This is a genomic window from Amycolatopsis sp. NPDC098790, from assembly GCF_044759945.1.
GTDB lineage: Bacteria > Actinomycetota > Actinomycetes > Mycobacteriales > Pseudonocardiaceae > Amycolatopsis.
The window spans coordinates 1,384,084-1,406,564 of record NZ_JBIWAI010000002.1; the positions used below are offsets into that span (position 1 = coordinate 1,384,084).

Below are 22,481 nucleotides of genomic sequence, written 5' to 3' on the forward strand. Positions count from 1 at the left end.
CATTTCTGGACCACTCCCGTGACCGGCCGCACACTCGGCGCACGGTGTGTTTCTTTCCCCCTGCCACGAAGGAGACCTCATGCGTCGAAGAATCGCCCTCACCCTCGGCGGCGTCGCCGTCCTGACCGCGTCCCTGGCGTCGTCCTCCCTCAGCCCGGCCGTCGCGTCACCCGGGCTGATCGCCGCCATGCAACGGGACTTCGGCCTGACCGCCACCCAGGCCGAAACCCGTCTCGGCCAGGAAGTGACCGCCGCGCGGGTCATGCCGGCCGCCCAGCGGGCCGCCGGGGCCGCGTTCGGCGGTGCCTGGTTCAACCCCGCGCTCGGCAAGCTCGTCGTCGGCGTGACCGACCCGGCCGCGGCCGACGCCGTCCGGCAGGCCGGTGCCGAAGCCGCGCCGGCGAAGGTCAGCGCCGCCAAGCTGGACGCCGCGAAAGCCGCGATCGACGCTTCCGCCAAGGCGAAACCCGCCCCGGCGGCCGTCAGCGGCTGGCGCACCGACCCGCGCGCCGGCAGCGTCGTCGTCACGCTGCGGCCGGGCGCGCACGGCGCCGACGTCGATGCCTTCGTCGCGAAAGCGCGCGAAGCCGGCCCGGTCACCGTCGCGACCGCTCCCGCCGCCGAGCCGTTCTCGGCCGGCACCGTCGGCGGCGACCCGTACTACATCAACGGCAACACCCGCTGCTCGATCGGCTTCTCCGTGCAGGGCGGCTTCGTCAGCGCCGGCCACTGCGGCGGCACCGGCAGCTCGGTGGTCGGCTGGGACGGCTCGGCCATGGGCAGCTTCGCCGGCTCTTCCTTCCCCGGCAACGACTACTCGTTCATCCGCATCGGCAACGGCTGGTGGACCGCCCCGGTCGTGCTCGGCTGGGGCACGGTGAGCGACGCGCTCGTCCGCGGCTCGTGGGTCGCGCCGGTCGGCACGTCGGTGTGCCGCTCGGGCTCGACGACGCACTGGCACTGCGGAGTCGTCGAAGGGCTCAACGAGACGGTCAACTACTCCCAGGGCGCCGTCTACCAGATGACCCGCACCAACGTCTGCGCCGAACCGGGCGACTCGGGCGGCTCGTTCATCACGGGCGACCAGGCCCAGGGTGTCACCTCCGGTGGCTGGGGCAATTGCAGCTCCGGTGGCGAGACGTGGTTCCAGCCGGTGAACGAGATCCTGCAGACCTACGGCCTGTCCCTCGTCACGGCGTAGCGGAAACCGATCCGGCGGCGGCCGATGAATCCGGCGGCCGCCGCCGGTAGGTACCGGTGAGGCCGCGCCACCGGGGCGCGGCGGAGACCACCGGGAGCAGTCATGAGCGTGATCGTCGCCGAGTTCCTCACCCTGGACGGCGTCGTCGAGGACCCGGACGGCTCGGGTGGCACCGCCACCGGCGGCTGGGCCTTCCGGCACGGGCCGGAGGCCGTCGCCGGGGACAAGTTCCGGCTCGGGACGCTCCTGGAGACCGGGACGCTGCTGCTCGGCCGGACGACCTGGGAGCTCTTCTCGAAGCTCTGGCCCGGCCGCACGGACGAGTTCTCCGTCCGGCTCAACAACGCCACGAAGCTGGTCGCTTCGCGCACCCTCGAAGACGTCTCGGCGTGGCAGAACTCCTCGGTGCTGCAAGGAGATCTCGTCGCCGAAGTCGAGAAGAACGAGGGCGACGTGATCGTCATCGGGTCGGTCGGGATCGCCCAGGAGCTCGGCCGGCGCGGGCTGGTCGACGAGTACCGGCTGCTCGTGTTCCCGAGCGTCGTGGGCGCGGGCCGGCGGCTCTTCGAAGCGCCTGCGGACCTCGACCTCGTGTCGACCACCCAGGTCGGGGCCGCGATCCTCGGCACCTACCGGCCGCGCTAGGTCCGCAGGAGACTCGCGAGCCAGCCGCCGAGGACCTGCTGGACCTCGGCGCGGGTCCGCGCGGGGTCGTCCGCCGCGGCGATCATCCTGGCCGCTTCCATCACCGCGCTGAGCACCAGTTGCGCCAGGGCCCGGACGGGCAGTTCCACGATCAGCCCGTCCGCCCTGGCCTGCTCCAGCACGGAAACGATCAGGCCGAGGCCGTACTCCGCCTCGATCTCGCGCCAGACGTCCCAGCCGAGCACGGCGGGCGCGTCGGTGAGCGAGATGCGGCGGACCTCCTCGCGCAGGCACGCGTCGAGGAAGACGCCGAGGCCCTGCAGCATGCCGGTCAGCGGGTCCGCGCCGCCGGCGAACGCGGCCCGGACCTCTTCGGTCAGTTCGCGTTCCAGCTCTTCGACGACGGCGCGGAACAGGCCCTGCTTGTCGGCGTAGTGGTGGTAGAGCGCGCCGCGGGTGACGCCGGCGGCGCGGGTGATCTCGTCCGCCGGCACGGCCTGGTAACCGCGGGCGGCGAACAGTTCCCGCGCGGCGGCGACCAGCGCGGCCTTGGTGCCGGCGGAACGGTCCTGCTGGGTACGTCGCACCCGCCTAATCTGCCATGACGCCCGCGAACTCGACGATGTGCCCGGCCAGCGCGGCGGGCTGGTCTTCGGAGACGAACGTGTAGGCGTCGGCGATCTCGACGAGCTTGGCGTCCGGCAGCAGGGCCGCGAGCCGGTGGGCCAGCCGGATCGGGAACAGCTTGTCTTCGGTGGCCCAGGCGAGCAGCACGGGCCGGTCGAAGGTCCGCAGCGCCTCGGCGGCGGCGAGGGTGTGCCGCGGGTGCACGTCCCGCAGCAGCTTGCGCAGGTCCCGGCGCACCCCGGCCGATTTCCGCAGCTGCCCGAGGTAGGCCTGCGCGACGTCGTCCGGCAGCGGCCGCTTGGTCACCCAGCCGAAGAGCAGCGGCAGGGGGTACAGCGCCCGGATGCGCAGGAGCTGCCCGAGCACCGCCATCGACCCGGGGATCTTCGCGACCGGCGGCAGTGCTTTGAAGATGGGCGGGAAGAAGTACTCGAAGCAGTCCGACGGCGTGAGCACGACGCGCCCGACGCGTTCCGGGCGACGGCTGAGCATGATCTGCGTGAGCGCGCCGCCGGTGTCGTTCGCGACGAGCGTGACGTCCCGCAGATCGAGGGCGTCGAGGAAGTCCGCGATGAGGTCGGCGTTGCCGGCGGGGGAGAGGTCGGCGCCGGCGCGCATGGGCAGGTCGTGCGAGCCGAGGGGCAGATCCGGGGCGAGGCAACGGAAGTGCGCGGCGGCGACGTCGGGGACGACCTTCCGCCAGAGTTCGGCGTTGGTGAGGACGCCGTGGATGAAGACCACCGGGGCGCCTCGGCCCCGTTCGAAGTAGCGCACCTCGCCGGCTGGTAGCCGGACGCGGCGCTCTTGGCCCAGGGATTCGCTGCGTGTCGTCATGCGGCGAGAGTACATACATGGTGTATGTATGTAAATGAGGTCGGGATGATGCAGGAAAGGTGGGCATGGCTGCTGCGGGGCTGCTTGCCGCTTGACAGAAGGCGCCCGGCTCGGCGGCGGGCGCCCCGGAACCGCCGCGGCTTCACCCGGCCCATGGGCTGGCGGCTTCACTCGGCCTCGCGCCTCGCGCCTGGCGGCTCGGCGGGCCATAAGGCGGTGGCCGCGGTGATGCCCCGGGACTTGGCTTCGGGGAAAGGTCGGATCCGGGGGCATCACCGCCCGCGGGACAGCTGACACGGTGTCCTGCGGTGCAACCACCCTACGAATCGCCGGCGGGTCTGACCAGGGCCTCGATGCGGTGTCGAAGGTTTGTCGCCCGGTCGGTCACCGGGTCTACCGAGAGTTGACCGGCGCGGGTTCGCCCGGCGGCCGGTTGCCGTGGCGGTGGACGATCATCCACCCGCCCTCTTCGCGGCGGTACACGTGCTGACGGCCGCGCACGACCTGTTCGTCACGAAGGGTTACGGCCGGACGACCATCGCGGACGTTGCCGCCGAGCCGGGGGTCGCGCCGGAGACCGTCTACTCGGCCCGGCTCACCGCGTTCGCGGTCTTCAACACCGCCGCCATGCGCCGGACCGCGCGGCTGCACCTCGCGGTGCGCGGCGCGGCGGCGAGCGACCCCGCGGCGGTGGCGATGCTCGCCGAGATCGACCGGCAGCGGCTGGAGAGCATGGGCGGGCACGCGCGCGAAGCCGCGGCCACCGGGCAGCTGGCCGTCGCCGAGGAAGAGTGCCGTGACGTGCTGTTCGCCACGACGGACGGGACGCTGTGGCACCAGCTCGTCGAGGGGCTCGGGTGGTCGGACGAGCGGTACGCGGCCTGGCTCGGCCGGCTCTGGACGGCGTCCTTCGTGCTACCTTTGAGTTGAAACTTCAACCGATTTCCGTGCGCGGGGGCCGTCGATGTCGATCTTCCGTCTGAACCACGCGGTGCTGTACGTCCGGAACCTCGCGGAGAGCGTCGCGTTCTACCGGGACGTGCTGGGCTTCGACTACGTCGAGGGTGGCGACGTCCACCGCGGCGCGGCCTTCCTGCGGGCGCCCGGTTCGACCAACGACCACGACCTTGGCCTGTTCGAGCTGGGTTCGCACGCCGCGGACTCGGGCGCGGGGGAGACCTCGGTCGGGCTGTACCACCTGGCGTGGGAGGTCGACACGCTCGGCGACCTCGAGCGGCTCGCCGGCCGCCTCGCCGACGCCGGCGCGCTGGTCGGCTCGTCCGACCACGGCACCACGAAGTCGTTGTACGCCAAGGATCCCAGCGGGCTCGAGTTCGAGGTGGTCTGGATCATCCCGCGCGACCTGCTGACCGAAGAGGACCGCGCGAGCAGCGGCGCGCTCGACCTCGCGCGGGAGCTGGCCAAGTACGGCCCCGACGCGCGCAGCGGCGTCGGGATCTCGCGCCCTTAGGCCGTTACGCGGGTTCGCGCCGGCTCCGACGGGGTCCGGTGCAGTGCCGGCAGGTTGCCCAGTGCGAAGCGGCCCGGGCCGACGAACGCCACGATCAGCAGTCCCCAGCAGAACAGGGTCGAGGCCTCGCCGCCGTTCTGGATCGGCAGCAGGCCGTCCGGCAGGTGCACGGTGAAGTAGGCGAAGGCCATCGAGCCGGAGCCGAGCACCGCGGCCGCGCGGGTTCCGAGGCCGAGGCAGATCAGCGCACCGCAGACGAGCTGGATGACGGCGGCCCACCAGCCGGGCCACGCCCCGACGGCGGCGGGCGCCTTCGCGCCGAGCACGCCGAAGAGCGTTTTCACGCCGTGGCAGGCGAACAGGAAGCCGATGACGATCCGGTAGAGCCCGATGACGTGGTCGCGGGCCGGGTCCAAGCGGTGCACGGGCGCCTCCGTGGGCGGCATCGAGCCGGCCGGTGGGTGGGGCCGGCCGGTGCGGATTCGGTGGAATCAGATATACCGCCCGTGAGAAGGTGACACACCCCCCGAAAGTTGCTTAACCGGTTTTCCGAACAAAATGCGGAATGGGGGTTGACGCAGTGGTCTGGACCTCTGTGTCGCCTTGTGGTAGAACGGGAAACCGCCGGATGGGTGATCTTCGCCGACTGGTCCAGACCAGTTTGATGTGTGGTCCGGGTTTCGCGATTATTTCCGATTCTTTTCGATTAACTGCGCGGCGGGCCGTGCTGGGCTCCGGCGATCAGCCCGGCCACCCGTCGCGCGTCCGCGATCGCGCGCAGGTCCGGTGCGAACGACGCCCGCGTGTGGGGGTCCGGCTGCCGGCCGCTCTTGCCGAAGGTGATCGTCCCGATGCCGTGTTCGTCCACCTTGACCCGGGGCGGGCCGAGCCGGCTGAACCGCACCCACCGGTACTCGACGCCGCTCTGCCATCGGGTTGCGAAGATGATCCGCTGGTCGGTCACGAGGTACGTCGTCGCGTAGGTGCGGGAACGGCGTCTCTGCAGCTGCGCGTGCGTGATGACCAGGAAGCCGGGCAACCCCGTGAACAACGCGAAGAACGCCTCGGGCGAGTCGTGGATCGCGACCCACGTTCCCAGGATGCCGACCAGCGCGAGCGTGCCGAACAGCATGATGAAGTGCTCGGGGAACCAGCGTTGCGGGCGCTCCGGCCGGCCTGACCACAGCAGCTGTTCATCGTTGTCGAGTGGGTCCATGACTTCCTCCCCCGGTGTCGCCGGGTACACGCGCGAACGACTCGCAGGGTTGTGACGCGAGTCGCACGAACATGTTCGTCACGAACATGTTCGCTACAGTGGAGGCATGACCCCGGAAAGCACCTACAACCGCCGGGAGCGTCCGGCGAAGCCGGCGCTGACCCGCGAAGGCATCGTGGCGACGGCCGTCGAGGTGATGCGGGCCGAAGGCGTCGAGCGCGTCACCATGCGCCGGCTCGCCAAGGAACTCGACACCGGCGCCGCGTCTCTCTACGTGTACGTCAAAGACACCGAAGAACTGCACGCCGCGGTGCTCGACGAACTGCTCGCCGAAGTCCACCTCGACGGCACCGGCGACTGGCGCGACCGGCTCTGGGCGGTGCTCGGCTCCTACCGGTCGGTCCTGTTCGCGCACCCCAGCCTGGCGCGCGTCGCGCTGGTGACCCGGCTGAGCGGGCCGCACTACCTGACCCTCGTCGAGGCCGTGCTCGCGCTGCTCGACGAGGGCGGCATGGCGCCGGGGCAGGCCGCCTGGGCGGTCGACGTGCTGCTGCTGACCGCCACCGCGACCGCCGTCGAGCACGGCAGCCGCCGGGAGAAGCCCGGGGCCGCTCGCGAACACGAGGTCATGGTCGAGTCCGTGGCCACCGCTTCGCCGGACACCCACCCGCACATCGCCGCGCTGGCCACCGACCTGGTGGCCGGCCCCGGCCCCACCCGCGCCCGGTGGGCGTTCGACGCGCTGCTCAACGGCGCGCTCGCCACCCCGCGCCCCGGACCCGAGGAGACCCGATGACCCGGATCGCCATCGTCGGCGGCGGCCTCGGCGGCCTCACGCTGGCCCGCGTCCTGCACACCCGCGGGATCGCGGCGACCGTCTGCGAACTCGACGCGTCCCCGACCGCCCGCGACCAGGGCGGCACGCTCGACCTGCACGAAGAATCCGGGCAGCGCGCCCTCGCCGAAGCCGGCCTGACCGGGCAGTTCCGCGCCATCGCGCGGGAAGAGGGCGAGGCGCTGCGCATCCTCGACCGCCACGGCGTCGTCCGGTTCGAGGAGACGGCCGACGCCGCCGGCGGCACGCGGCCCGAGGTCGATCGCGGCGCGCTCAAGCGGATCCTGGTCGAGTCGCTGCCGGACGGCGTCGTCCGCTGGGGCACGAAAGTGACCACAGTGGACGCCGGTCGGCTCACCCTCGCCACCGGTGAGGTCGTCGAGGCCGATCTGGTCGTCGGCGCGGACGGTGCCTGGTCGAAAGTCCGGCCGCTGCTGTCGGACGCGGTGCCCGTCTACTCCGGACTGTCGTTCGTGGAGGCGCATCTGTCCGATGTGGACACCAGACACCCGGCCTCGGCCGCGCTCGTCGGGCCGGGCTCGATGTTCGCGCTGGCCGGCGGACTCGGCCTGATCGCCCAGCGCAACGGCGGCGGCCGGATCCGCGTGTACGCCGCGGTCAGGAACGACGACCCGGCGGCGGTCACGGAGCTGGACCGTGAGCGCCTCCTCGACGTCTTCGCCGGGTTCGCCCCGGAACTGCGCGCCCTGCTCGAAGACAGCGACGACCCCTTGATCCCGCGGCCGATCCACGCCCTGCCGGTCGGCCACCGCTGGGCCCGGGTGCCCGGGGTGACCCTGCTCGGCGACGCCGCGCACGTGATGTCGCCGTTCGCGGGCGAAGGCGCGAACCTCGCCATGCTCGACGCCACCGAGCTGGCCCTCGCGCTCGCCGCGCACGACGACGTCGAAAGCGCTCTCTCAGCCTACGAAGCCGCGCTCTTCCCGCGGGCGGAAGAAGCCGCCCGGGACTCCGCCGACAACCTCGAAGCCTGCTTCCGGCCGGACGCGCCCGCCGCGATGGTCGACCAGATGCTCGCCCACTCCTGAAGGACCTGACCGTGAACTTGCGACCCCACCCCGGACTGGACATCCCCCTCGTCGACACCGGCACCGGCGACCGCACGGTGCTGGTCCTGCACGGCGGCGCCGGACCGCGCGGTGTCGAGCCGATCGTCGAGCACTTCGCCCCGCACGCCCGCGTGCTGGCGCCGACGCACCCGGGCTGGGCGGGCACGCCCCGCCCGGACTGGTTCTCCGGCGTCGACGACCTCGCCGTCACCTACCTCGACCTGCTGGACGACGAGGACGCCCACGACGTCGTCGTCGTCGCCAGCTCGTTCGGCGGCTGGGTCGCGTCCGAAATGGCCGTTCGCGACCGCGGACGGCGGATCGGCGAGCTGGTCGTCCTCGACGGCATCGGCCCGGACGTCGAAGGCCGCGCCATCAGCCTGCCCCAGCCGCCACCCGGTGCGCCCGGGCCGGATCCCGCCGACATGGCGGCGCTCCGGGCGTACGCCGGCCCGCGGATCGCCGACCCGAAGCTGCTGCGCCGGCTCGCGCGGGTGCGAATCCCGGCCCTGCTGATCTGGGGTGCGGACGACGTCGTCGTGCCGCCGGAGTTCGGCAAGATCTACGCGGCCGCGTTCGCCGACGCGCGCTTCGAGGTGGTGGCGGGCGCGGGGCACGTGCCGCACGTTCAGGCCCCGGCCGAAACGTTCGGCTTGATCGACGAGTTCCTCCGCCGAGCTTGATCGTTCACCCCGTAGAGTAGCTCCATGGTGGACGAACAAGCCGTCTCGGACCGCCTCCGGCAGATCGCGGCCACCCTGGCGGAGCGGGCGGGCGAACTGACCGGGGAGCTGGTCCAGCTCTACGCGGCCGACCTGCCGCAGCTGGTCAACGACGACGAGCGCATGGTGAGCCTGCTGTCGGCGAGCGTCTACCAGAACATCGAAACCGCCCTGCAGATCTTCCAGCACGGCATCGACCCGGCGACCGTCGAGCCGCCGGCCGCCGCGATGGAGTACGCGCGCCGGCTGGCCCAGCGCGGCACCCCGGTGTTCGACCTGATCCGGGCGTACGACCTCGGCCAGGCCGCGATGCTCGACTTCGGGTTCCAGGAGTGCATCCGGCACGTCGACGACGCGGCCCTGCTCGGGGCGATGATGCGGCGGCTGCTCAAGGTCGCCTACGAGTTCATCACGCGGGTGGTGCGCCAGCTGGTGAGCGTCTACCAGGACGAACGCGACAAGTGGCTGCTCAACCGGAGTGCCGCGCGGGCGGCCAAGGTGCTGGACCTGCTGAGCGAGAACGGCGGCCCGCCCGACGTCGACGCGGCCGAGGCGGTCATCGGCTACCGGCTGCGCGGCACGCACGTCGGGATGGTCGTCTGGCACGCGTCCGAGGACCACGACGTGCTGTCGCTGCTGGAGTCCGTCGCGGGGGCGGTGCTCGAGCGGGCCGGCGGTGAGGGGCGGCCGCTGTTCGTGCCCCGCGACGAAGCCGGCGCGTGGGCATGGCTCCCGGTCGCGGCGGTCCGCCGCGAGCACCTTGACGCGGTGCTCGCGGAGGCCGACCCCGGCGTGCGCGTGACAGTCGGTGACCCCGGCACCGGCGTCGCCGGCTTTCGCGACACCCACCAGCAGGCCCGCCGGGTGCACGCGCTGGCGCTGGCCGCCGGCGAGCACTGCGACCGCGTGCTGACCTTCCGGGAGGTCGGCACGGTCGCGCTGATGACGACCGACCTCAACGCGGCCCGGCTGTGGGTCTCGAGCACGCTCGGGCCGTTGAGCACCGACGACGAAAACTGCGGCCGGCTGCGCGACACCCTGCGTGTGTTCCTCGCGTCCGGCGGCAGCTACACCGCGGCCGCGGGCGAGCTGACGATGCACAAGAACTCGGTGCAGTACCGCGTCCGCAAGGCGCAGGAGCTGCTGCCGCGCGAGCTCGCGGAGAGCCGCCTGGACGTCGAGCTCGCGTTGAACCTGAGCCACCGGCTGGGTGCGGCGGTGCTGTCGCCGGCCTGACTTTGGTATCCCGGACCACCGGTCGCGAAGATCGTTGGTGCGCGGGCACGAAGCCGGGATGAGCCGATCGGCCTACCTTTCGGCTATGGGTGAGAACGGTGGGATGCTCGCATTGGTGCGGCTACGCCGAGGCGTCGTCGGCGAAAGCAGACGCGTCTGCCACCTGATCCCCGTCCCGGCCGCGGGCGCGGTGCCCGCCCGGTTGACCGCGTTGTGCGGCGAAGCGATCTTCCCCGGCGACGCCGAAGTGCTCGACGGCCTGCGCGGGATGCCGTGCCACCGCTGCCTGATGGAGAGCGCGCCCTCGGGGCCGGGTCTGCTGGCGAACGCGGGCTGAGCCGCCGGGTCTCCGTGGCAAGCTGACGCGGTGATCGACGACGACGAGACCCGGCCGGTGGTGGTCCTGCTGGCCCACCCCCGGCCGGGGAGCTTCAACCACGCGCTCGCCGAGCGGGTCCGCGACACGCTGACCGGCGCCGGGCGAAAGGTGTGTTTCCACGACCTGTACGCCGAGGGTTTCGACCCGGTGCTCACGGCCGAAGAGGCCTACACGAGCGGGACCCGGGCGGAGGAGTTCCTCGCCGCCGAACCGGACCCGCTGGTGCGCCGGCACCGCGAGGAGCTGCGGGACGCGGGCGGGCTCGTCGCGATCCACCCGAACTGGTGGGGCAAGCCGCCCGCCATCCTGAGCGGCTGGCTCGACCGGATCCTCGTCCCGGGCGTGGCGTACCGGCTCGATGACGCCGGCGGCGCGCCGGAGTCGTTGCTGTCGCTGCGCAGGCTGCTCGTCGTGAACACTTCGGACACCACCGAGGAGCGCGAGCGGACGCTCTTCGGCGACCCCCTGGACGCGATCTGGCGGCGCTGCCTCGCGCCCTACCTCGGCGAGCCGGCGGTGCACCGGCTCGTCCTGCGGGTGGTCGCCGAAGCGGACGAACGGCAGCGGGCGGGGTGGCTGGCCGACGTCGAAACCGAGGTCTGGCAGCGGTTCGGCGGTCACTGACCTCTTCCGGCCACTTCCGGTGAAGACCTTGAGGCCGTTTCGCGCCGCGTGCGACGCTCGGCTCGACCCGGACGCCGAAGAGGGGGAGCCATGAGCATGCTCGAGCGGATGGCCGAAGAACGCCGTCGCCGTCGGGAAAGCACTGCGGACGCGCCGGCCGGGCAGCAGTGGGGCACCTGCGTCAGCGTCCGGGACTCCGGCGACCGGCGCCGCAAGATCGCCCGGGTGCTGCTCGCGAGCGGCCTGGTCGTCACCGCCTACCTGCCGGTGAACGCCGTCGCGCCGGCGGTCGACGCGCCGGTGCTGGTGCAGACCCGGGCGATCGGCGACCCGGGGCCCGGCCGGGGCGAGGTCGTCTCCGCGATCGGCGACTCGAAGCCGCCGACCGTCGCCATCGTCGCGTACTGATCGCCGTGCGCACGGTTTCCCTGGTCACCCTGGGCTGCGCGCGCAACGAGGTCGACTCCGACGAGCTCGCCGCCCGGCTCGGCGGCTCCGGCTGGCAGCTCGCCGAACCCGGCGCCGAAGCCGACGTCGTCGTGGTCAACACCTGCGGCTTCATCGAAGCGGCGAAGAAGGAGTCGATCGACACGGTCCTCGCCGCGTCCGGCAAGGGCGCGAAGGTCGTCGCCGTCGGGTGCATGGCGGAGCGCTACGGCCGCGAACTCGCCGACGCGCTCCCCGAAGCCGACGCGGTCCTGTCGTTCGACGACTACCCGGAGATCGGCGACCGCATCGAGGACGTCCTCCACGGCCGGACCCGGCCGGCGCACACCCCGCGCGACCGGCGGACGCTGCTGCCGATCACGCCGGTCCAGCGCCCTGCGGCCGCCGTCGCCCACGTGCCGGGGCACGGGCCGGCGAGCGGCCCGCGGGTGTTGCGGCACCGGCTCGGCGGCGGCCCGATCGCGCCGCTGAAACTGGCGTCCGGCTGCGACCGGCGCTGCACGTTCTGCGCGATCCCGAGCTTCCGCGGCGCGTTCGTCTCCCGGCCGCCCGCCGAGATCCTCGCCGAAGCCGAGTGGCTGGCCGGCCACGGCGTGCGGGAACTGGTGCTGGTCAGCGAAAACTCGACGTCGTACGGCAAGGACCTCGGCGACCTGCAGGCGCTGGAGAAGCTGCTGCCGAAGCTCGCCGGCGTCGCCGACCGCGTCCGGGTCAGCTACCTGCAGCCCGCCGAGCTGCGTCCGACGCTCCTCGAGGTGATCGCCGGGACCCCGGGCGTCACGCCGTACTTCGACCTGTCCTTCCAGCACGCGAGCGGCCCGGTGCTGCGCCGGATGCGCCGGTTCGGCGACCGCGAGCGGTTCCTGCAGCTGCTCGAGCGGATCCGCGAGGTGGCGCCGGACGCCGGCGTGCGCTCGAACTTCATCGCCGGCTTCCCCGGAGAGACGGACGCCGACTTCGCGGAGCTGAAGCTGTTCCTGGCGCAGGCCCGGCTGGACTCGGCCGGGGTGTTCGGCTACTCGGACGAGGACGGCACCGAGGCCGCGGGCCTGCCGGACAAGGTACCGGCGTCGCTCCTGGCCGAGCGCGTCGAGGAGCTGTCGATCCTCGCCGACGAAGCGGTCTCCCGCCGCTCGGCGGAACGGGTCGGCAGCGTCGTCGAGGTGCTCGTCGGCACCGGCGGCCACGGCTGGGCGGCCCACCAGGGCCCCGAGGTCGACGGGCACGTCACGTTCGCCGGCGCGGCGCCGGAACCGGGGTCGCTCGTGCGGGCCGAGGTCGTCGGAACGCACGGCGTCGACCTGCGGGCCCGCGTACTCACTTCAGACTGCTGAACGCGAGTTTCGCCGCGGCGGCGAGCAGGCGGTCGTCGTGGTCGGCGTGCTCGGTCTTCTTGTCGGACATGACCACCAGCACGATCGGCGCGCGCCCGGGCGGCCAGACGACGGCGATGTCGTTGCGCGTCGCGTATTCGCCGGTGCCGGTCTTGTCGGCGACGGTCCAGCCCGCGGGCGTACCGGCCCGGATCACCGCCGCGCCGGTCAGGTTGGCCTTCATCATGTCGGTCAGGATCTGCCGCTTCTCCGGCGGCAGTGCGTCGCCGAGGGTGAACGCGCGCAGGGTCGTGGCCATCGCGCGCGGGGTGCTGGTGTCCCGGACGTCGCCCGGCGCGAGGTCGTTGAGGCCGGGTTCGGTCCGGTCCACGTGGGTGGTCGTGTCGCCGATGCTCCTCAGCGCCGCGGCGAGCCCCTGCGGTCCGCCCAGTTCCTTGAACAGCAGGTTCGCGGCGGTGTTGTCGCTGTAGCGCAGGGCCGCGTCGATCGCGTCACGCAGGGAAATGCCGGTCTCGACGTGCTTCTCGGTGACCGGCGAGTTCTCCTGCAGGTCGGCCCGGGTGTACTTCAGCACCTTCGCCAGCCCGTCGACGCTCGTGCGCTGGAGCACGGCGGCCGACGAGAACGCCTTGTGGGTCGAGGCGTAGCCGAAGCGTTCGTCGGCGCGGTGGGCGAGCTCGCGGCCGGAGCCCGTGTCGAGGGCGTACACGCCGAGGCGCGCGTCGAACTCCTTCTCCAGCGGCGCGAAGTCGGCCTGGGGTGTGGCGGCGGCGGTGCTCGACGTCGCTGCTGCGGCCGGCGGTGGTGGTGGTGGCGCCGGGGCTTCGGCGGCGCAGGCGGTGAGCGAAACGAGGACCAGCGCGGCGAGCGCGGTCCGGGAGGGGAACGGCACGGCAACCCTTTCCGATCTTGATCGACTCCCGCAGTCTCACCGGGTTCGGCCATGCTGTCCAAGACGGAAACGCGTGGTTCGATGCCGGAATCGCATAGAGTGAGGTCGTGGACCTGGTCGGCGGCTGCAGGGCGTTCGTGAGCGTGAGCGAGGCGGGGAGCTTCACGGCGGGCGCGGCGGTCGCGCGCATCCCGCAGCCGGTCGCGAGCCGGCGGATCGCGGCGTTGGAACGGCACTTCGGCGAGCGGCTCTTCGACCGCTCGACCCGGCGCGCGCGGCTAACGCCGTTCGGCCGGGACGTGCTGCCGTCGGCGAAACGGCTGGTCCAGCTGGCCGACTCCCTGGAACACGACGCCCGGCGCGCGCGGCTGCGGCCGATGCGGCTGGCCGTCCCGGATACCTGCGGGGTGCGCGAGCTGGCGGAACTCGCCGCGGAGGCCCGCGCGCTGGAGGTCCACCTCGAGTTCCGCGTCGCACCGCCGGGGGAGCGGGCCGAGCTGGTGCGCACCGAGGAGGTGCGGGCGGCGCTCGTCGCCGTCCCGGCCGACGAAGGGCGGTGGTCCGTGCCGCTGGGGCTGGCCGGGGTTTCCGCTCCGCAGGCGCGGGTGGTGCACCTGGAGACGTTGCGGGCCGGCCGGTCCGGCGGCCCCCGGCGCCGGGTGTGGCTCCAGCCGGAGGACGACGTCCCGCACGTGCGCGACCCACTGCTGCGGGCCCGCGACGCGGTGGGGCTCCTGCCTGCGCAGGTCGAGGCGGCCGAATCGCTGACCGCGGCGGCCGCGGCGGTGTTCGGCTCGGCGGACCTCCTGCTGTGCTCGCGAGCGCAGGCCGGCGAGCTGGGGCTGCACTGGCGGCCGATCGGCGAGGTCGCCCTGGCCCGCGGGTTCGCCGTCGCGGCCGGGTCGGGTGAGGATGCCGAGCGGTTGGGCGGGTTGGCTGTGGCGGTCGGTCGGTGCTTGGGAGTGGAGGCGTGAGCGCGCGGGGCGTGGTCCGGCGGCTGTGGGGCGGGCTGGCCGATGGTGGGTTGCGCGGGCTGGCTTCGGCGGTCGGTCGGTGTTTGGGAGTCGTGGCGTGAGCGCGGGAGAGGTGGTCCGGCGGCTGCGGAGCGAGCTGGCCGATGGCGGGTTGCGGGGGTTCGCCGTCGCAGCCTGGTCGGGCGAGGACGTCGAGCGGTTGTGCGGGCCGGCTCTGGCGGTCGGCCGTTGCCTGGGAGTCGTGGCGTGAGCGCGGAGGAGCTGGTCCGGCAGCTGCGGGCCGAACTCGACGATGGCGGGCTGCGCGGGTCGTTCCTGGTCCGCGATCTGCGGTCCGGGCACGAGCTGGGCATCGACCCGGACCGGGTCTACCCGATCGCGTCCCTCGTCAAAGTTCCGCTGGCGGCGGCGACGCTGGAGCGCATCCGCCAGGGCGAATTGGACGGTGCGACGCAGCTGGAGGTCGCGCCCGGCGGGGTGACCACGCCCGGGCCGATCGGGCTGACCCGGTTCCGCCACCCGGCCCGCGTCGCCGTCGACGATCTGCTGTACCTGAGCACCGCGCTGAGCGACGGCGTGGCCGCCGACGTTCTCTTCGGCCTGACCCCGCCCGCCGAGACCATGCGCATCCTCGAAGGGTGGGGCCTGTCCGGGATCGCCGTGCGGCACCTGATGGCGGACCTCGTCGACACCCCGGCCGAGCGCTTCGAGGCAGGCGAGGTCGACCTGGCGCACGCGCTGGCGATCGGAGCCGGCACGGCGGGCCGGGGGCACCGGCTGGCCCAGCTGGACGTGACGCGCGCGAACGCCGCGTCGGCGCGGGCGGTGCTCGATCTGCTGCAGGCGTTGTGGACGCCTTCGCGAATCGACCCCGCGGTGGCGGCGGGCGTGCGGGAACTGATGGCGCACAACGTGATCCGCCACCGGTTGACCCCCGACTTCGCCTCGGACGCGGCCCGCTGGTCGTCGAAGACGGGGACGTTGCTGAACCTGCGCCACGAGGCGGGCGTGGTCGAGCACGCGGACGGGCGCGTCTTCGGCGTGGTGGCGCTGACGGAGTCGCGGGTTCCGGCGGTCCTCCAGCCGGAGGCGGACGTGCTGATGGCCCGGGTGGCCCGCGAACTGCGCGACCACCTGCGCGGGGCGTGAACGGCTTCGAGCGGCCGGAGCCACTCGAAGCCGTCCGCGTCAATCGACGGCCGTGCCCTCCAGTTCGACGAGCTGGCCGGGGACGGCCAGCCGCGTCACGCCGAGCATCGTCGTCGCCGGCGCGACCCCGGCGGCACCGAGCCGGGCGGCCAGGACGCCGTAGTGGGGCAAGAGCCCGTCGACGTCGGTGGTGTAGACGGTGAGCCGGACGAGGTTCGCCAGCGACATGCCGGCCCCGCCGAGCACGGCCTCGAGGTTGTCGAGGCTCAGTGCCAGCTGGGCCGCCAGGTCGCCGTCGTGCTCGGGCTCGCCGTCGCCGTTCATCGCGGTCTGCCCGGAGCAGTAGAGCGTCCGGGGTGCCCCGGAGACGAGCTCACCCTGGTTGAAGCCCATTTCCCCCGACCACGGCCACGGGTTGACCGCCGTGCGTTCTGCGTTCACATCAGCTCCTTTCGAGAGATCGAGCGTCTCGGCGAATCACGACACCTGCTGTCGTGTATTCGCTAGGGTTTCGGGATGCGTGCCGACCGGCTGGTGTCGCTGGTGCTGTTGCTGCGTCAACGCGGCCGGCTGACGGCGGAGGCGTTGGCGGCCGAGCTGGAGGTGTCGACGCGCACGGTGCTGCGCGACATCGAGGCGCTGTCCTCGGCGGGCGTCCCGGTGTACGCGGAGCGCGGCCGCCACGGCGGGTTCGCGTTGCTGCCGGGGTTCCGGACAGAGCTGACGGGCCTGAACCACGACGAGGCATTGGCCCTGCTGTCGACGGGCCTCGGCTTCGGCCTGGGCCCGGCGCTGGCATCGGCCCGCCGCAAGGTGGTGGACGCGCTGCCGGAGGGTCACCGGGCGACGGCGCGCGACGCGGCCAGCCGGTTCCTGGCGTCCCCGGAGACGGATCTGCTGTCCCGCCCGGTGGCTTCTGCCGAGGTGCCGGAGCCGACGATGGCCGAGATCCGCCGCGCGGTGTCGGCGGGCCGCAAGCTGCGGATCAACTACGCGGCCGTGGGGGAGCAACCCCGGTGGCGCACGGTGGACCCGATCGGGCTGGTGACGGTCCGCGAGCGGGGTTACCTGCTGGCGACGAGATCGGGCGCGGACCGGACGTACCGGTTGTCACGAGTGGTGGCGGCTACGGAACTGAGGGAGCCGGCCGAGCGCCCGCCCGAGGCCGACCTGGACCGGGCATGGCGGGAACGCTGCGCACGGTTCTTGGCGGACAACCACATCGCGGTGCGGGTGAAGGTGAGCCCGGGGCGGCGCGAGGACTTGCTGGGCATGGCGGTCGCGGTAAGGGCGATGGACGTGGATGACGCCGACGCGTGGCTACGGCTGGAGGTGACGTTCCAGGATTTGCGCCATGCGGAGTGGGCACTGTGGCAGCTGGGAGCGGAGGTGGAGGCGCTGGAACCGGCGGAGTTGAGGGAGAAGTTGCGCAATCGGGCGGCAGCGATCGCGGCTAGGTACGGAGGAACGAAGGCTCCTCCGTAACCGCTCCCCGGCCCCCGGTCCAGCCTCAAACCGAAGCGAAGTCCACATCACCGGTCTTGACCGTGCCGGCGGTCCGCCCCGGAGCGGTCTGGAACTGCCAGTACAAATTGGTGTGCGCGATGACCTCCCCAGGCCCCGGAGCCCCATACGCGGACAAATCCTCCGTGGTGTGCGCATCCGCGACCAAAGTGGCGTCATAACCCCGGGCGAACGCCCCGTGCAACGTCGACCGGATACAGGCGTCCGTCTGCGCCCCGGCCACCACCAACCGCCCGACACCGCCCGAAGACAGCACCGACTCCAGGTCCGTGTCCTCGAACGAATCCCCGTACTCCTTGTGCACCACCGGTTCCGCCGGACCCGGCACCAGCTCCGGCACGTACTCCCACACCGCACTCCCGCGCGGCAGCTCCTCGCTCGTGTGCTGCACCCACACGACCGGAACCCCGGACGTACGCGCCTTGTCCACCAAAGCGACGATGTTCGCGAGGACCGCGGCGCGGTCGTGGGCCTCCTTCATCACGCCGTTCTGGACGTCGACCACGAGGAGGGCGGTGTTCGGGCGATCCGGCAAAGTCGTCATGCGGGCCACCTTAACCGCGGGCACCGACAGTTTTCCGCACGTAGCATGAGCCGCCATGGACTACGGGATGCTGCTGCTCGGGATCGTCCTGCTCATCACGGTGGTCGGGCTCGGGGCCTCGAACACCGAACGCAGGCTCGGCCGCCGGCTCGACCGGATGGAACGGAAGCTGGACGCCATCGTCACCCAGCTCGGGGTGACCGTCGAAGAGCCGGGGCTCGCCGAGGTCACCGCGCTGCTGCGCGAAGGCAAGAAGATCCAGGCGATCAAGGCCTACCGGGAAAACACCGGCGCGGACCTCAAGGAAGCCCGCGACGCCGTGGAGCGGCTCGCTTAGGGCGCGCCGCCGATGTGCTTGGCCGACACCGCCTCCCACACGGCGTCGAAGTTCTCGTACCGGTCGCCTTCGGTCAGGCCGCCGAGCGAGCCGAGCACGGCGTCGCCGCCGCCGGCCGCGGCCGCTCGCCGCAGGAGCTCGTCGCGGCCGCACGGGTAGTCGGTCTCGGCCAGGTGCTGTTCGAGGCTGGAACGGTCCGGTGCAGGCATGATCCCCGCGTACCCGTCCCGGACGGCCCGAAAACTCAGCCGACGACGATCGTGTAGTCCCTGCGCGCCACGAGCTCCCCGATCACCGGGTGCCCCGGCAGCTCCCCGGCGACCAGCAGCCCGCCGGACGTCTGCGCGTCGGCCAGCAGCAGCGCCTCGTCCGCCGAAATCCGGGAAACGTCCACGTGCGGGCTCACCCAGTCGAGGTTCCGGCGCGTGCCGCCGCTGACGTAGCCGTCGCGCAGGGCCTCGCGCGCGCCGTCGAGGTAGGGCACCGCGGCCGGGTCGAGGCGGGCCGTCACCCCGCTCGCCCGCGCCAGCTTGTGGAGGTGACCCAACAGCCCGAAGCCGGTGACGTCGGTGGCGCAGACGGCCCCGGCGGCGAGGGCGGCCCGGGCCGCGGCGTCGTTCAACGTCGTCATGGCGTCGATCGCCTGCGCGAACCGTTCGCCGGTCGCCTTGTGCCGCGAGTTCAGCACGCCGACGCCGAGCGGCTTGGTCAGCGTCAGCGGCACGCCCGCGCGGCCCGCGTCGTTGCGCAGCAGCCGTGCGGGATCCGCGACGCCGGTGACGGCCAGCCCGTACTTCGGTTCGGGGTCGTCGATGCTGTGCCCGCCGGCCAGGTGGCAGCCGGCCTTGCCGCAGACGTCGAGCCCGCCGCGCAGCACCTCGCCCGCGAGCTCGAACGGCAGCGTCTCCCGCGGCCAGCCGAGCAGGTTGACCGCCACCACCGGCGTGCCGCCCATGGCGTAGACGTCGGACAGCGCGTTGGCCGCGGCGATCCGCCCCCAGTCGTAGGCGTCGTCGACGACCGGGGTGAAGAAGTCGGTGGTCGCGATGAGCGCGGTCGACCCGGAGATCCGGACCGCGGCCGCGTCGTCGCCGGTGTCGAGGCCGACGAGCAGCTCGCCGGCGGGGTCGGCGGGGGAGCTCCCGGTCAGGCCGCGGACGGCCTCTTCGAGCTCGCCGGGCGGGATCTTGCACGCACAGCCGCCGCCGTGCGCGTACTGCGTGAGTCGGTGTTCCACCGCTTCATCGTGCCCGCCCGCCGCAACCTTGGCAGGATGGCGCCATGGTGCAGGGAGGCGTATCCGGCCTGGTGACCGGCACGGTCTTCAAAACCGTTGAGCGGCAGGTCCTGCCGCTGGCGGGTTCGATTCCCGTCCGCCTCCGCCATGCCTGACCCGCGCCGCGCGATCCCGCGGACCGACGCGCTGCTGGCCGAGCCCCGGATCGCCGAGTTCGCCGAGACGCTCGGCCGGGACCTGGTCAAGGCGGCGATCCAGGAGTCGCAACAGGCCGCCCGGACCGGTGAAATCGCTCCCGGTGACGTCGTCGACGCCGTGCTCGGGCGACTCCCGGCGAGCGCGGCGTCGCTGCGGCCGGTGGTCAACGCGACCGGCGTCGTCGTGCACACCAACCTCGGCCGCGCCCCGCTGTCCGCGTTCGCGCTGGACGCACTGGTGGCGGCCGGCGGCGCCACCGACGTCGAGTTCGACCTGACGACCGGCGAGCGCGCCCGCCGCGGGCGCGGTGCCCTCGCGGCGCTCGCGGCCGCCGTCCCGGACGCCGGCGCGGTGCACGTCGTCAACAACAACGCGGCCGCGCTGCTGCTCTGCGCGCTTGCCCTGGCCCCGGGCCGCGAGATCGTCGTCAGCCGGGGGGAGCTGGTCGAGATCGGCGACGGCTTCCGCATCCCCGACCTCCTCGCGTCGACCGGCGCCCGGCTGCGCGAGGTCGGCACCACCAACCGGACCTCCGTCCGCGACTACGCCGACGCCATCGGCCCGGACACCGGGTTCGTCCTGAAAGTCCACCCCTCGAACTACCGCGTCACCGGTTTCACGTCGGAGGCGGCGCTCGGCGAGCTGGCCGGGCTCGGCGTGCCCGTCGTCGCCGACATCGGTTCCGGCCTGCTGGCCCCGCATCCGCTCCTGCCCGACGAACCGGACGCGGCGAGCGCCCTGCGCGCGGGCGCCACGATCGTCACGGCCAGCGGGGACAAGCTCCTCGGCGGCCCGCAGGCCGGCCTCTTGCTGGGCGACGCCGACGTCGTCGAACGGCTGCGGCGGCACCCGGCCGCGCGGGCCCTGCGCGTCGACAAGCTCACCCTGGCCGCCCTCGAAGCGACGCTGCGTGGACCGAAAACGCCGGTGCGAGAGGCGCTCGAGGTGTCCGTCGACAGCCTCCGCCAGCGGGCCGAAGTCCTGGTCCGGGCGCTGGAGGGAGTCGATGCCCGGGTGGTGGCGTCCGTCGCGGCGGTCGGCGGCGGGGGAGCACCGGGCGTCGAGCTGCCCAGCGTGGCGGTGAGCCTGCCCGCCCGGTACGCCGTCGCGCTGCGGACCGGCGAGCCCGCGGTCGTCGGCCGCGTCGAACGGGACCGGTGCCTGCTCGACCTGCGGACCGTGCGGCCCGAAGAGGACGCGAAGCTCCGGGAAGCCGTCCGCCGATGCGGGTGATCGTCACCGCCGGGCACGTCGACCACGGCAAGTCGACGCTGGTGCGGCGGCTGACCGGGATGGAGCCGGACCGGTGGGCCGAGGAGCGCCGCCGCGGCCTCACCATCGACCTCGGCTTCGCCTGGACGCGGCTCGGCGACGAGGACGTCGCGTTCGTCGACGTGCCGGGCCACGAACGGTTCGTGCCGAACATGCTCGCCGGCGCCGGACCCGCCCCGGCCGTGCTGTTCGTCGTCGCGGCGGACGAGGGCTGGATGCCGCAGTCGGCCGAACACCTCGCCGCGCTCGACGCGTTCGGCGTCCGGCGCGGCCTGCTCGTCGTCACCAAGGCGGACCGGGCCGATCCGGCGGCCGCGACCGCATCGGCGCTGAAAGAAATCGCGGCGACATCGCTGGGGGCGGTGCCGACCGTCGCCGTCAGCGGGACCACGGGCCGGGGCTTCGACGAGCTGCGCGCGGCGATCGGGACGCTGGCCGGCGGACTGCCGGCACCCGATCCGGACGCCGACGTCCGGCTGTGGATCGACCGGGCGTTCACCGTTTCGGGGGCAGGCACGGTCGTCACGGGCACCCTCGCGGCGGGGACGATCGCGGTCGGCGACGAGCTGGTGCTCGGGGACGCGCGGGTGAAGGTCCGCGGCCTGCAGGCCCTCGGGAAGTCGCACGACCGGGTGACGGCGGTGGCACGCGTGGCGGTGAACCTGCGCGGGACCGCGAAGACGGACGTCCGGCGCGGCGACGTCCTGCTCACGCCGGGCCGGTGGCACGCGACGGCCGAGTTCGACGTCCGGCTGCGCGCCGCGGACGTCCACCGGAACCTGGTGCTGCACTTCGGCACGGCGGCGGTGCCGGTCCGCGTCCGTCCACTGGGGACGGACACCGCGCGGCTCACGACGGCGTCCGCGCTGCCGTTGCGCGTGGGCGACCGCGGGCTGCTGCGCGATCCCGGCGAGCACCGGATCGCCGCCGGGTTCGACGTCCTCGACGTCCGGCCGCCGTCCCTGGCCCGCCGCGGTGCGGCCCGGGCCCGCGGTGAGGAGCTGGCGGACCCGGATCTGGCCGGGACCTACCTGCGCCGGCACGGTTTCGTGCCGGCGGGGGACTTCGCGGCGATGGGCCTGCCGGAGACGGGTGACCGGGTGGGGGACTGGTTCGCCGACCCGGCACGCGTCGCCGGGCTGCGTGCCGAAGCCGTCGCGCTCGTCCGCGGCTGGGACGCCCTGGCCGCGGGAATGCCGGTGGAGGCGTTGCGGCAACGTCTGGGGCTTCCCGCGCCCGACTTGGTCGGCCCGCTGCTGGCGGGCACGGGGTTCGAGGTCGCGGGCGGGCTGGTGCGCAGGCCCGGCGCGGGCCTTGCCCCGGCCGTCGGGAAGGCCGTGGAGACGGTGGTGGAACGGCTCGCCGAGCACCCGTTCCGCGCGCCGGAGGCGGACGAGCTGCGCGCATTGGGCCTGGGCCGCCGCGAGCTGGCGGCGGCGGTCCGCCTCGGCAGGCTGACGGCGGTCGCGGAGGGCGTGGTGCTCGGCCCGGACGCCGAGGAGCGCGCGGTGGCCGAGCTGCGCGGGCTGCCGCAGCCGTTCACGGTTTCGGAGGCGCGGAGAGCTTTGGACAGCACCCGCCGGGTGATGATCCCGCTGCTGGAACGCCTCGACGCGGCGGGCAAGACGGAACCACTCGGCGACGGAACCCGCCGTACGAGCTGAGCCGCGGCGAAGCCGCCACGAGAGTGGTTAGACCTGCGAACCGCGGGTA

General features: G+C 73.1%; 28 protein-coding genes and 1 tRNA gene. 20 read left to right on the top strand and 9 right to left on the bottom strand.

The genetic code is table 11. The annotated features are described in order from the left end of the window. Positions 1 to 79: 79 nt before the first annotated feature. Both ACIQWX_RS20165 and ACIQWX_RS20170 read left to right on the top strand, forming a co-directional pair. Positions 80 to 1,201 carry a S1 family peptidase gene (locus ACIQWX_RS20165; protein WP_400872877.1) on the top strand — a complete coding sequence of 374 codons (1,122 nt, stop codon included), beginning with the start codon at positions 80 to 82 and terminating at the stop codon, positions 1,199 to 1,201. Positions 1,202 to 1,303: 102 nt separating this feature from the next. After that, positions 1,304 to 1,846 (top strand): dihydrofolate reductase family protein, encoded by a 543-nt coding sequence (locus ACIQWX_RS20170; protein WP_400872880.1) that lies wholly within the window; start codon positions 1,304 to 1,306, stop codon positions 1,844 to 1,846. Here ACIQWX_RS20170 and ACIQWX_RS20175 read toward each other — a convergent pair. Together ACIQWX_RS20175 and ACIQWX_RS20180 are read right to left on the bottom strand one after the other, a co-directional pair. Further along, entirely contained in the window at positions 1,843 to 2,433 is a 591-nt protein-coding gene (locus ACIQWX_RS20175; protein WP_400872883.1) for a TetR/AcrR family transcriptional regulator, read from the bottom strand. The two genes, ACIQWX_RS20170 and ACIQWX_RS20175, sit on opposite strands and share 4 nt — an antisense overlap. A gap of 4 nt (positions 2,434 to 2,437) precedes the next feature. Beyond that, positions 2,438 to 3,307, bottom strand: coding sequence for an alpha/beta fold hydrolase (locus tag ACIQWX_RS20180; protein WP_400872886.1), 870 nt, complete (start codon positions 3,305 to 3,307; stop codon positions 2,438 to 2,440). A 444-nt stretch (positions 3,308 to 3,751) separates the two neighbouring features. On the opposite strand from ACIQWX_RS20180, the gene ACIQWX_RS20185 reads away from it, so the two are divergent. Beyond that, the gene (locus tag ACIQWX_RS20185) at positions 3,752 to 4,237 is read left to right on the top strand and encodes a TetR family transcriptional regulator (RefSeq protein ID WP_400872889.1); all 486 of its coding nucleotides are present in this window, start codon (positions 3,752 to 3,754) and stop codon (positions 4,235 to 4,237) included. 34 nt (positions 4,238 to 4,271) lie between these two features. Next, a complete protein-coding gene (locus ACIQWX_RS20190) occupies positions 4,272 to 4,778 on the top strand; it encodes a VOC family protein (protein ID WP_400872891.1) in 507 nt (168 codons plus the stop codon). On the opposite strand, the gene ACIQWX_RS20195 is transcribed toward ACIQWX_RS20190, so the two are convergent. Together ACIQWX_RS20195 and ACIQWX_RS20200 are read right to left on the bottom strand one after the other, a co-directional pair. Next, positions 4,775 to 5,203 carry a DoxX family protein gene (locus tag ACIQWX_RS20195; RefSeq protein ID WP_400872894.1) on the bottom strand — a complete coding sequence of 143 codons (429 nt, stop codon included), beginning with the start codon at positions 5,201 to 5,203 and terminating at the stop codon, positions 4,775 to 4,777. The genes ACIQWX_RS20190 and ACIQWX_RS20195 overlap by 4 nt on opposite strands. Before the next feature lie 281 nt (positions 5,204 to 5,484). Continuing rightward, the gene (locus ACIQWX_RS20200) at positions 5,485 to 5,994 is read right to left on the bottom strand and encodes a hypothetical protein (RefSeq protein ID WP_400872897.1); all 510 of its coding nucleotides are present in this window, start codon (positions 5,992 to 5,994) and stop codon (positions 5,485 to 5,487) included. Positions 5,995 to 6,100: 106 nt separating this feature from the next. Here ACIQWX_RS20200 and ACIQWX_RS20205 point away from each other — a divergent pair, with 106 nt between their 5' ends. The 8 genes from ACIQWX_RS20205 to rimO all read left to right on the top strand — a co-directional run bounded on the left by ACIQWX_RS20205 (position 6,101) and on the right by rimO (position 12,641). Next, positions 6,101 to 6,790, top strand: coding sequence for a TetR/AcrR family transcriptional regulator (locus ACIQWX_RS20205; RefSeq protein WP_400872899.1), 690 nt, complete (start codon positions 6,101 to 6,103; stop codon positions 6,788 to 6,790). Next, the gene (locus tag ACIQWX_RS20210; RefSeq protein ID WP_400872901.1) at positions 6,787 to 7,878 is read left to right on the top strand and encodes an FAD-dependent oxidoreductase; all 1,092 of its coding nucleotides are present in this window, start codon (positions 6,787 to 6,789) and stop codon (positions 7,876 to 7,878) included. The genes ACIQWX_RS20205 and ACIQWX_RS20210 overlap by 4 nt, the downstream gene beginning before the upstream one ends. Before the next feature lie 11 nt (positions 7,879 to 7,889). After that, on the top strand, positions 7,890 to 8,582 hold the full coding sequence (locus ACIQWX_RS20215) for an alpha/beta fold hydrolase (RefSeq protein ID WP_400872904.1): 693 nt from the start codon (positions 7,890 to 7,892) through the stop codon (positions 8,580 to 8,582). Positions 8,583 to 8,606: 24 nt separating this feature from the next. After that, on the top strand, positions 8,607 to 9,857 hold the full coding sequence (locus tag ACIQWX_RS20220) for a PucR family transcriptional regulator (protein WP_400872907.1): 1,251 nt from the start codon (positions 8,607 to 8,609) through the stop codon (positions 9,855 to 9,857). Positions 9,858 to 9,960: 103 nt separating this feature from the next. Continuing rightward, on the top strand, positions 9,961 to 10,194 hold the full coding sequence (locus tag ACIQWX_RS20225; RefSeq protein ID WP_400875826.1) for a hypothetical protein: 234 nt from the start codon (positions 9,961 to 9,963) through the stop codon (positions 10,192 to 10,194). Positions 10,195 to 10,224: 30 nt separating this feature from the next. Then, entirely contained in the window at positions 10,225 to 10,860 is a 636-nt protein-coding gene (locus ACIQWX_RS20230; RefSeq protein ID WP_400872910.1) for an NAD(P)H-dependent oxidoreductase, read from the top strand. A gap of 90 nt (positions 10,861 to 10,950) precedes the next feature. Beyond that, on the top strand, positions 10,951 to 11,268 hold the full coding sequence (locus ACIQWX_RS20235; protein WP_400872912.1) for a hypothetical protein: 318 nt from the start codon (positions 10,951 to 10,953) through the stop codon (positions 11,266 to 11,268). 5 nt (positions 11,269 to 11,273) lie between these two features. Further along, on the top strand, positions 11,274 to 12,641 hold the full coding sequence (gene rimO / locus ACIQWX_RS20240; protein ID WP_400872915.1) for a 30S ribosomal protein S12 methylthiotransferase RimO: 1,368 nt from the start codon (positions 11,274 to 11,276) through the stop codon (positions 12,639 to 12,641). On the opposite strand, the gene bla is transcribed toward rimO, so the two are convergent. After that, positions 12,625 to 13,533, bottom strand: a complete 909-nt coding sequence (bla, locus tag ACIQWX_RS20245) for a class A beta-lactamase (protein ID WP_400872918.1) — start codon at positions 13,531 to 13,533, stop codon at positions 12,625 to 12,627. The two genes, rimO and bla, sit on opposite strands and share 17 nt — an antisense overlap. A 107-nt stretch (positions 13,534 to 13,640) precedes the next feature. Here bla and ACIQWX_RS20250 point away from each other — a divergent pair, with 107 nt between their 5' ends. The 3 genes from ACIQWX_RS20250 to ACIQWX_RS20260 all read left to right on the top strand — a co-directional run bounded on the left by ACIQWX_RS20250 (position 13,641) and on the right by ACIQWX_RS20260 (position 15,656). Continuing rightward, positions 13,641 to 14,507, top strand: coding sequence for a LysR family transcriptional regulator (locus ACIQWX_RS20250; RefSeq protein WP_400872921.1), 867 nt, complete (start codon positions 13,641 to 13,643; stop codon positions 14,505 to 14,507). Positions 14,508 to 14,604: 97 nt separating this feature from the next. Further along, positions 14,605 to 14,757, top strand: coding sequence for a hypothetical protein (locus ACIQWX_RS20255; protein WP_400872924.1), 153 nt, complete (start codon positions 14,605 to 14,607; stop codon positions 14,755 to 14,757). After that, a complete protein-coding gene (locus tag ACIQWX_RS20260) occupies positions 14,754 to 15,656 on the top strand; it encodes a serine hydrolase (RefSeq protein WP_400872926.1) in 903 nt (300 codons plus the stop codon). The genes ACIQWX_RS20255 and ACIQWX_RS20260 overlap by 4 nt, the downstream gene beginning before the upstream one ends. A 39-nt stretch (positions 15,657 to 15,695) precedes the next feature. Here the strand turns inward: ACIQWX_RS20260 and ACIQWX_RS20265 are convergent, their stop codons facing one another. Beyond that, positions 15,696 to 16,049, bottom strand: coding sequence for a RidA family protein (locus ACIQWX_RS20265; protein ID WP_400875828.1), 354 nt, complete (start codon positions 16,047 to 16,049; stop codon positions 15,696 to 15,698). 123 nt (positions 16,050 to 16,172) lie between these two features. Between ACIQWX_RS20265 and ACIQWX_RS20270 the strand changes: the two genes are divergently transcribed. Continuing rightward, positions 16,173 to 17,141, top strand: coding sequence for a helix-turn-helix transcriptional regulator (locus tag ACIQWX_RS20270; protein WP_400872929.1), 969 nt, complete (start codon positions 16,173 to 16,175; stop codon positions 17,139 to 17,141). Between the two features lie 25 nt (positions 17,142 to 17,166). Here ACIQWX_RS20270 and ACIQWX_RS20275 read toward each other — a convergent pair whose 3' ends face one another. Then, entirely contained in the window at positions 17,167 to 17,724 is a 558-nt protein-coding gene (locus ACIQWX_RS20275) for a cysteine hydrolase family protein (protein ID WP_400872932.1), read from the bottom strand. 55 nt (positions 17,725 to 17,779) lie between these two features. Between ACIQWX_RS20275 and ACIQWX_RS20280 the strand changes: the two genes are divergently transcribed. Further along, on the top strand, positions 17,780 to 18,061 hold the full coding sequence (locus tag ACIQWX_RS20280) for a hypothetical protein (protein WP_400872935.1): 282 nt from the start codon (positions 17,780 to 17,782) through the stop codon (positions 18,059 to 18,061). Here the strand turns inward: ACIQWX_RS20280 and ACIQWX_RS20285 are convergent. Both ACIQWX_RS20285 and selD read right to left on the bottom strand, forming a co-directional pair. After that, positions 18,058 to 18,270, bottom strand: coding sequence for a DUF2795 domain-containing protein (locus ACIQWX_RS20285; RefSeq protein WP_400872938.1), 213 nt, complete (start codon positions 18,268 to 18,270; stop codon positions 18,058 to 18,060). The two genes, ACIQWX_RS20280 and ACIQWX_RS20285, sit on opposite strands and share 4 nt — an antisense overlap. A gap of 35 nt (positions 18,271 to 18,305) precedes the next feature. Continuing rightward, positions 18,306 to 19,298 carry a selenide, water dikinase SelD gene (gene selD, locus ACIQWX_RS20290; RefSeq protein WP_400872941.1) on the bottom strand — a complete coding sequence of 331 codons (993 nt, stop codon included), beginning with the start codon at positions 19,296 to 19,298 and terminating at the stop codon, positions 18,306 to 18,308. Between the two features lie 53 nt (positions 19,299 to 19,351). On the opposite strand from selD, the gene ACIQWX_RS20295 reads away from it, so the two are divergent. The 3 genes from ACIQWX_RS20295 to selB all read left to right on the top strand — a co-directional run bounded on the left by ACIQWX_RS20295 (position 19,352) and on the right by selB (position 22,432). Beyond that, positions 19,352 to 19,446: transfer RNA gene (locus ACIQWX_RS20295), tRNA-Sec, on the top strand. Beyond that, positions 19,446 to 20,729, top strand: coding sequence for an L-seryl-tRNA(Sec) selenium transferase (selA, locus tag ACIQWX_RS20300; protein WP_400872944.1), 1,284 nt, complete (start codon positions 19,446 to 19,448; stop codon positions 20,727 to 20,729). The genes ACIQWX_RS20295 and selA overlap by 1 nt, the downstream gene beginning before the upstream one ends. Further along, positions 20,720 to 22,432 carry a selenocysteine-specific translation elongation factor gene (gene selB, locus ACIQWX_RS20305; protein WP_400872948.1) on the top strand — a complete coding sequence of 571 codons (1,713 nt, stop codon included), beginning with the start codon at positions 20,720 to 20,722 and terminating at the stop codon, positions 22,430 to 22,432. The genes selA and selB overlap by 10 nt, the downstream gene beginning before the upstream one ends. The last annotated feature ends 49 nt before the right edge of the window (positions 22,433 to 22,481 follow it).

What these genes read in the sequence shown, in the direction of transcription:
- ACIQWX_RS20165 (WP_400872877.1), top strand. Translation starts at nt 80, where the DNA reads ATGCGTCGAAGAATCGCCCTCACCCTCGGCGGCGTCGCCGTCCTGACC.
- ACIQWX_RS20170 (WP_400872880.1), top strand. Translation starts at nt 1,304, where the DNA reads ATGAGCGTGATCGTCGCCGAGTTCCTCACCCTGGACGGCGTCGTCGAG.
- ACIQWX_RS20180 (WP_400872886.1), bottom strand. Translation starts at nt 3,307, where the DNA reads ATGACGACACGCAGCGAATCCCTGGGCCAAGAGCGCCGCGTCCGGCTA.
- ACIQWX_RS20190 (WP_400872891.1), top strand. Translation starts at nt 4,272, where the DNA reads ATGTCGATCTTCCGTCTGAACCACGCGGTGCTGTACGTCCGGAACCTC.
- ACIQWX_RS20200 (WP_400872897.1), bottom strand. Translation starts at nt 5,994, where the DNA reads ATGGACCCACTCGACAACGATGAACAGCTGCTGTGGTCAGGCCGGCCG.
- ACIQWX_RS20205 (WP_400872899.1), top strand. Translation starts at nt 6,101, where the DNA reads ATGACCCCGGAAAGCACCTACAACCGCCGGGAGCGTCCGGCGAAGCCG.
- ACIQWX_RS20210 (WP_400872901.1), top strand. Translation starts at nt 6,787, where the DNA reads ATGACCCGGATCGCCATCGTCGGCGGCGGCCTCGGCGGCCTCACGCTG.
- ACIQWX_RS20220 (WP_400872907.1), top strand. Translation starts at nt 8,607, where the DNA reads ATGGTGGACGAACAAGCCGTCTCGGACCGCCTCCGGCAGATCGCGGCC.
- ACIQWX_RS20225 (WP_400875826.1), top strand. Translation starts at nt 9,961, where the DNA reads ATGCTCGCATTGGTGCGGCTACGCCGAGGCGTCGTCGGCGAAAGCAGA.
- ACIQWX_RS20235 (WP_400872912.1), top strand. Translation starts at nt 10,951, where the DNA reads ATGAGCATGCTCGAGCGGATGGCCGAAGAACGCCGTCGCCGTCGGGAA.
- ACIQWX_RS20265 (WP_400875828.1), bottom strand. Translation starts at nt 16,049, where the DNA reads ATGGGCTTCAACCAGGGTGAGCTCGTCTCCGGGGCACCCCGGACGCTC.
- ACIQWX_RS20270 (WP_400872929.1), top strand. Translation starts at nt 16,173, where the DNA reads ATGCGTGCCGACCGGCTGGTGTCGCTGGTGCTGTTGCTGCGTCAACGC.
- ACIQWX_RS20275 (WP_400872932.1), bottom strand. Translation starts at nt 17,724, where the DNA reads ATGACGACTTTGCCGGATCGCCCGAACACCGCCCTCCTCGTGGTCGAC.
- ACIQWX_RS20280 (WP_400872935.1), top strand. Translation starts at nt 17,780, where the DNA reads ATGGACTACGGGATGCTGCTGCTCGGGATCGTCCTGCTCATCACGGTG.
- ACIQWX_RS20285 (WP_400872938.1), bottom strand. Translation starts at nt 18,270, where the DNA reads ATGCCTGCACCGGACCGTTCCAGCCTCGAACAGCACCTGGCCGAGACC.
- selA (WP_400872944.1), top strand. Translation starts at nt 19,446, where the DNA reads ATGCCTGACCCGCGCCGCGCGATCCCGCGGACCGACGCGCTGCTGGCC.
- selB (WP_400872948.1), top strand. Translation starts at nt 20,720, where the DNA reads ATGCGGGTGATCGTCACCGCCGGGCACGTCGACCACGGCAAGTCGACG.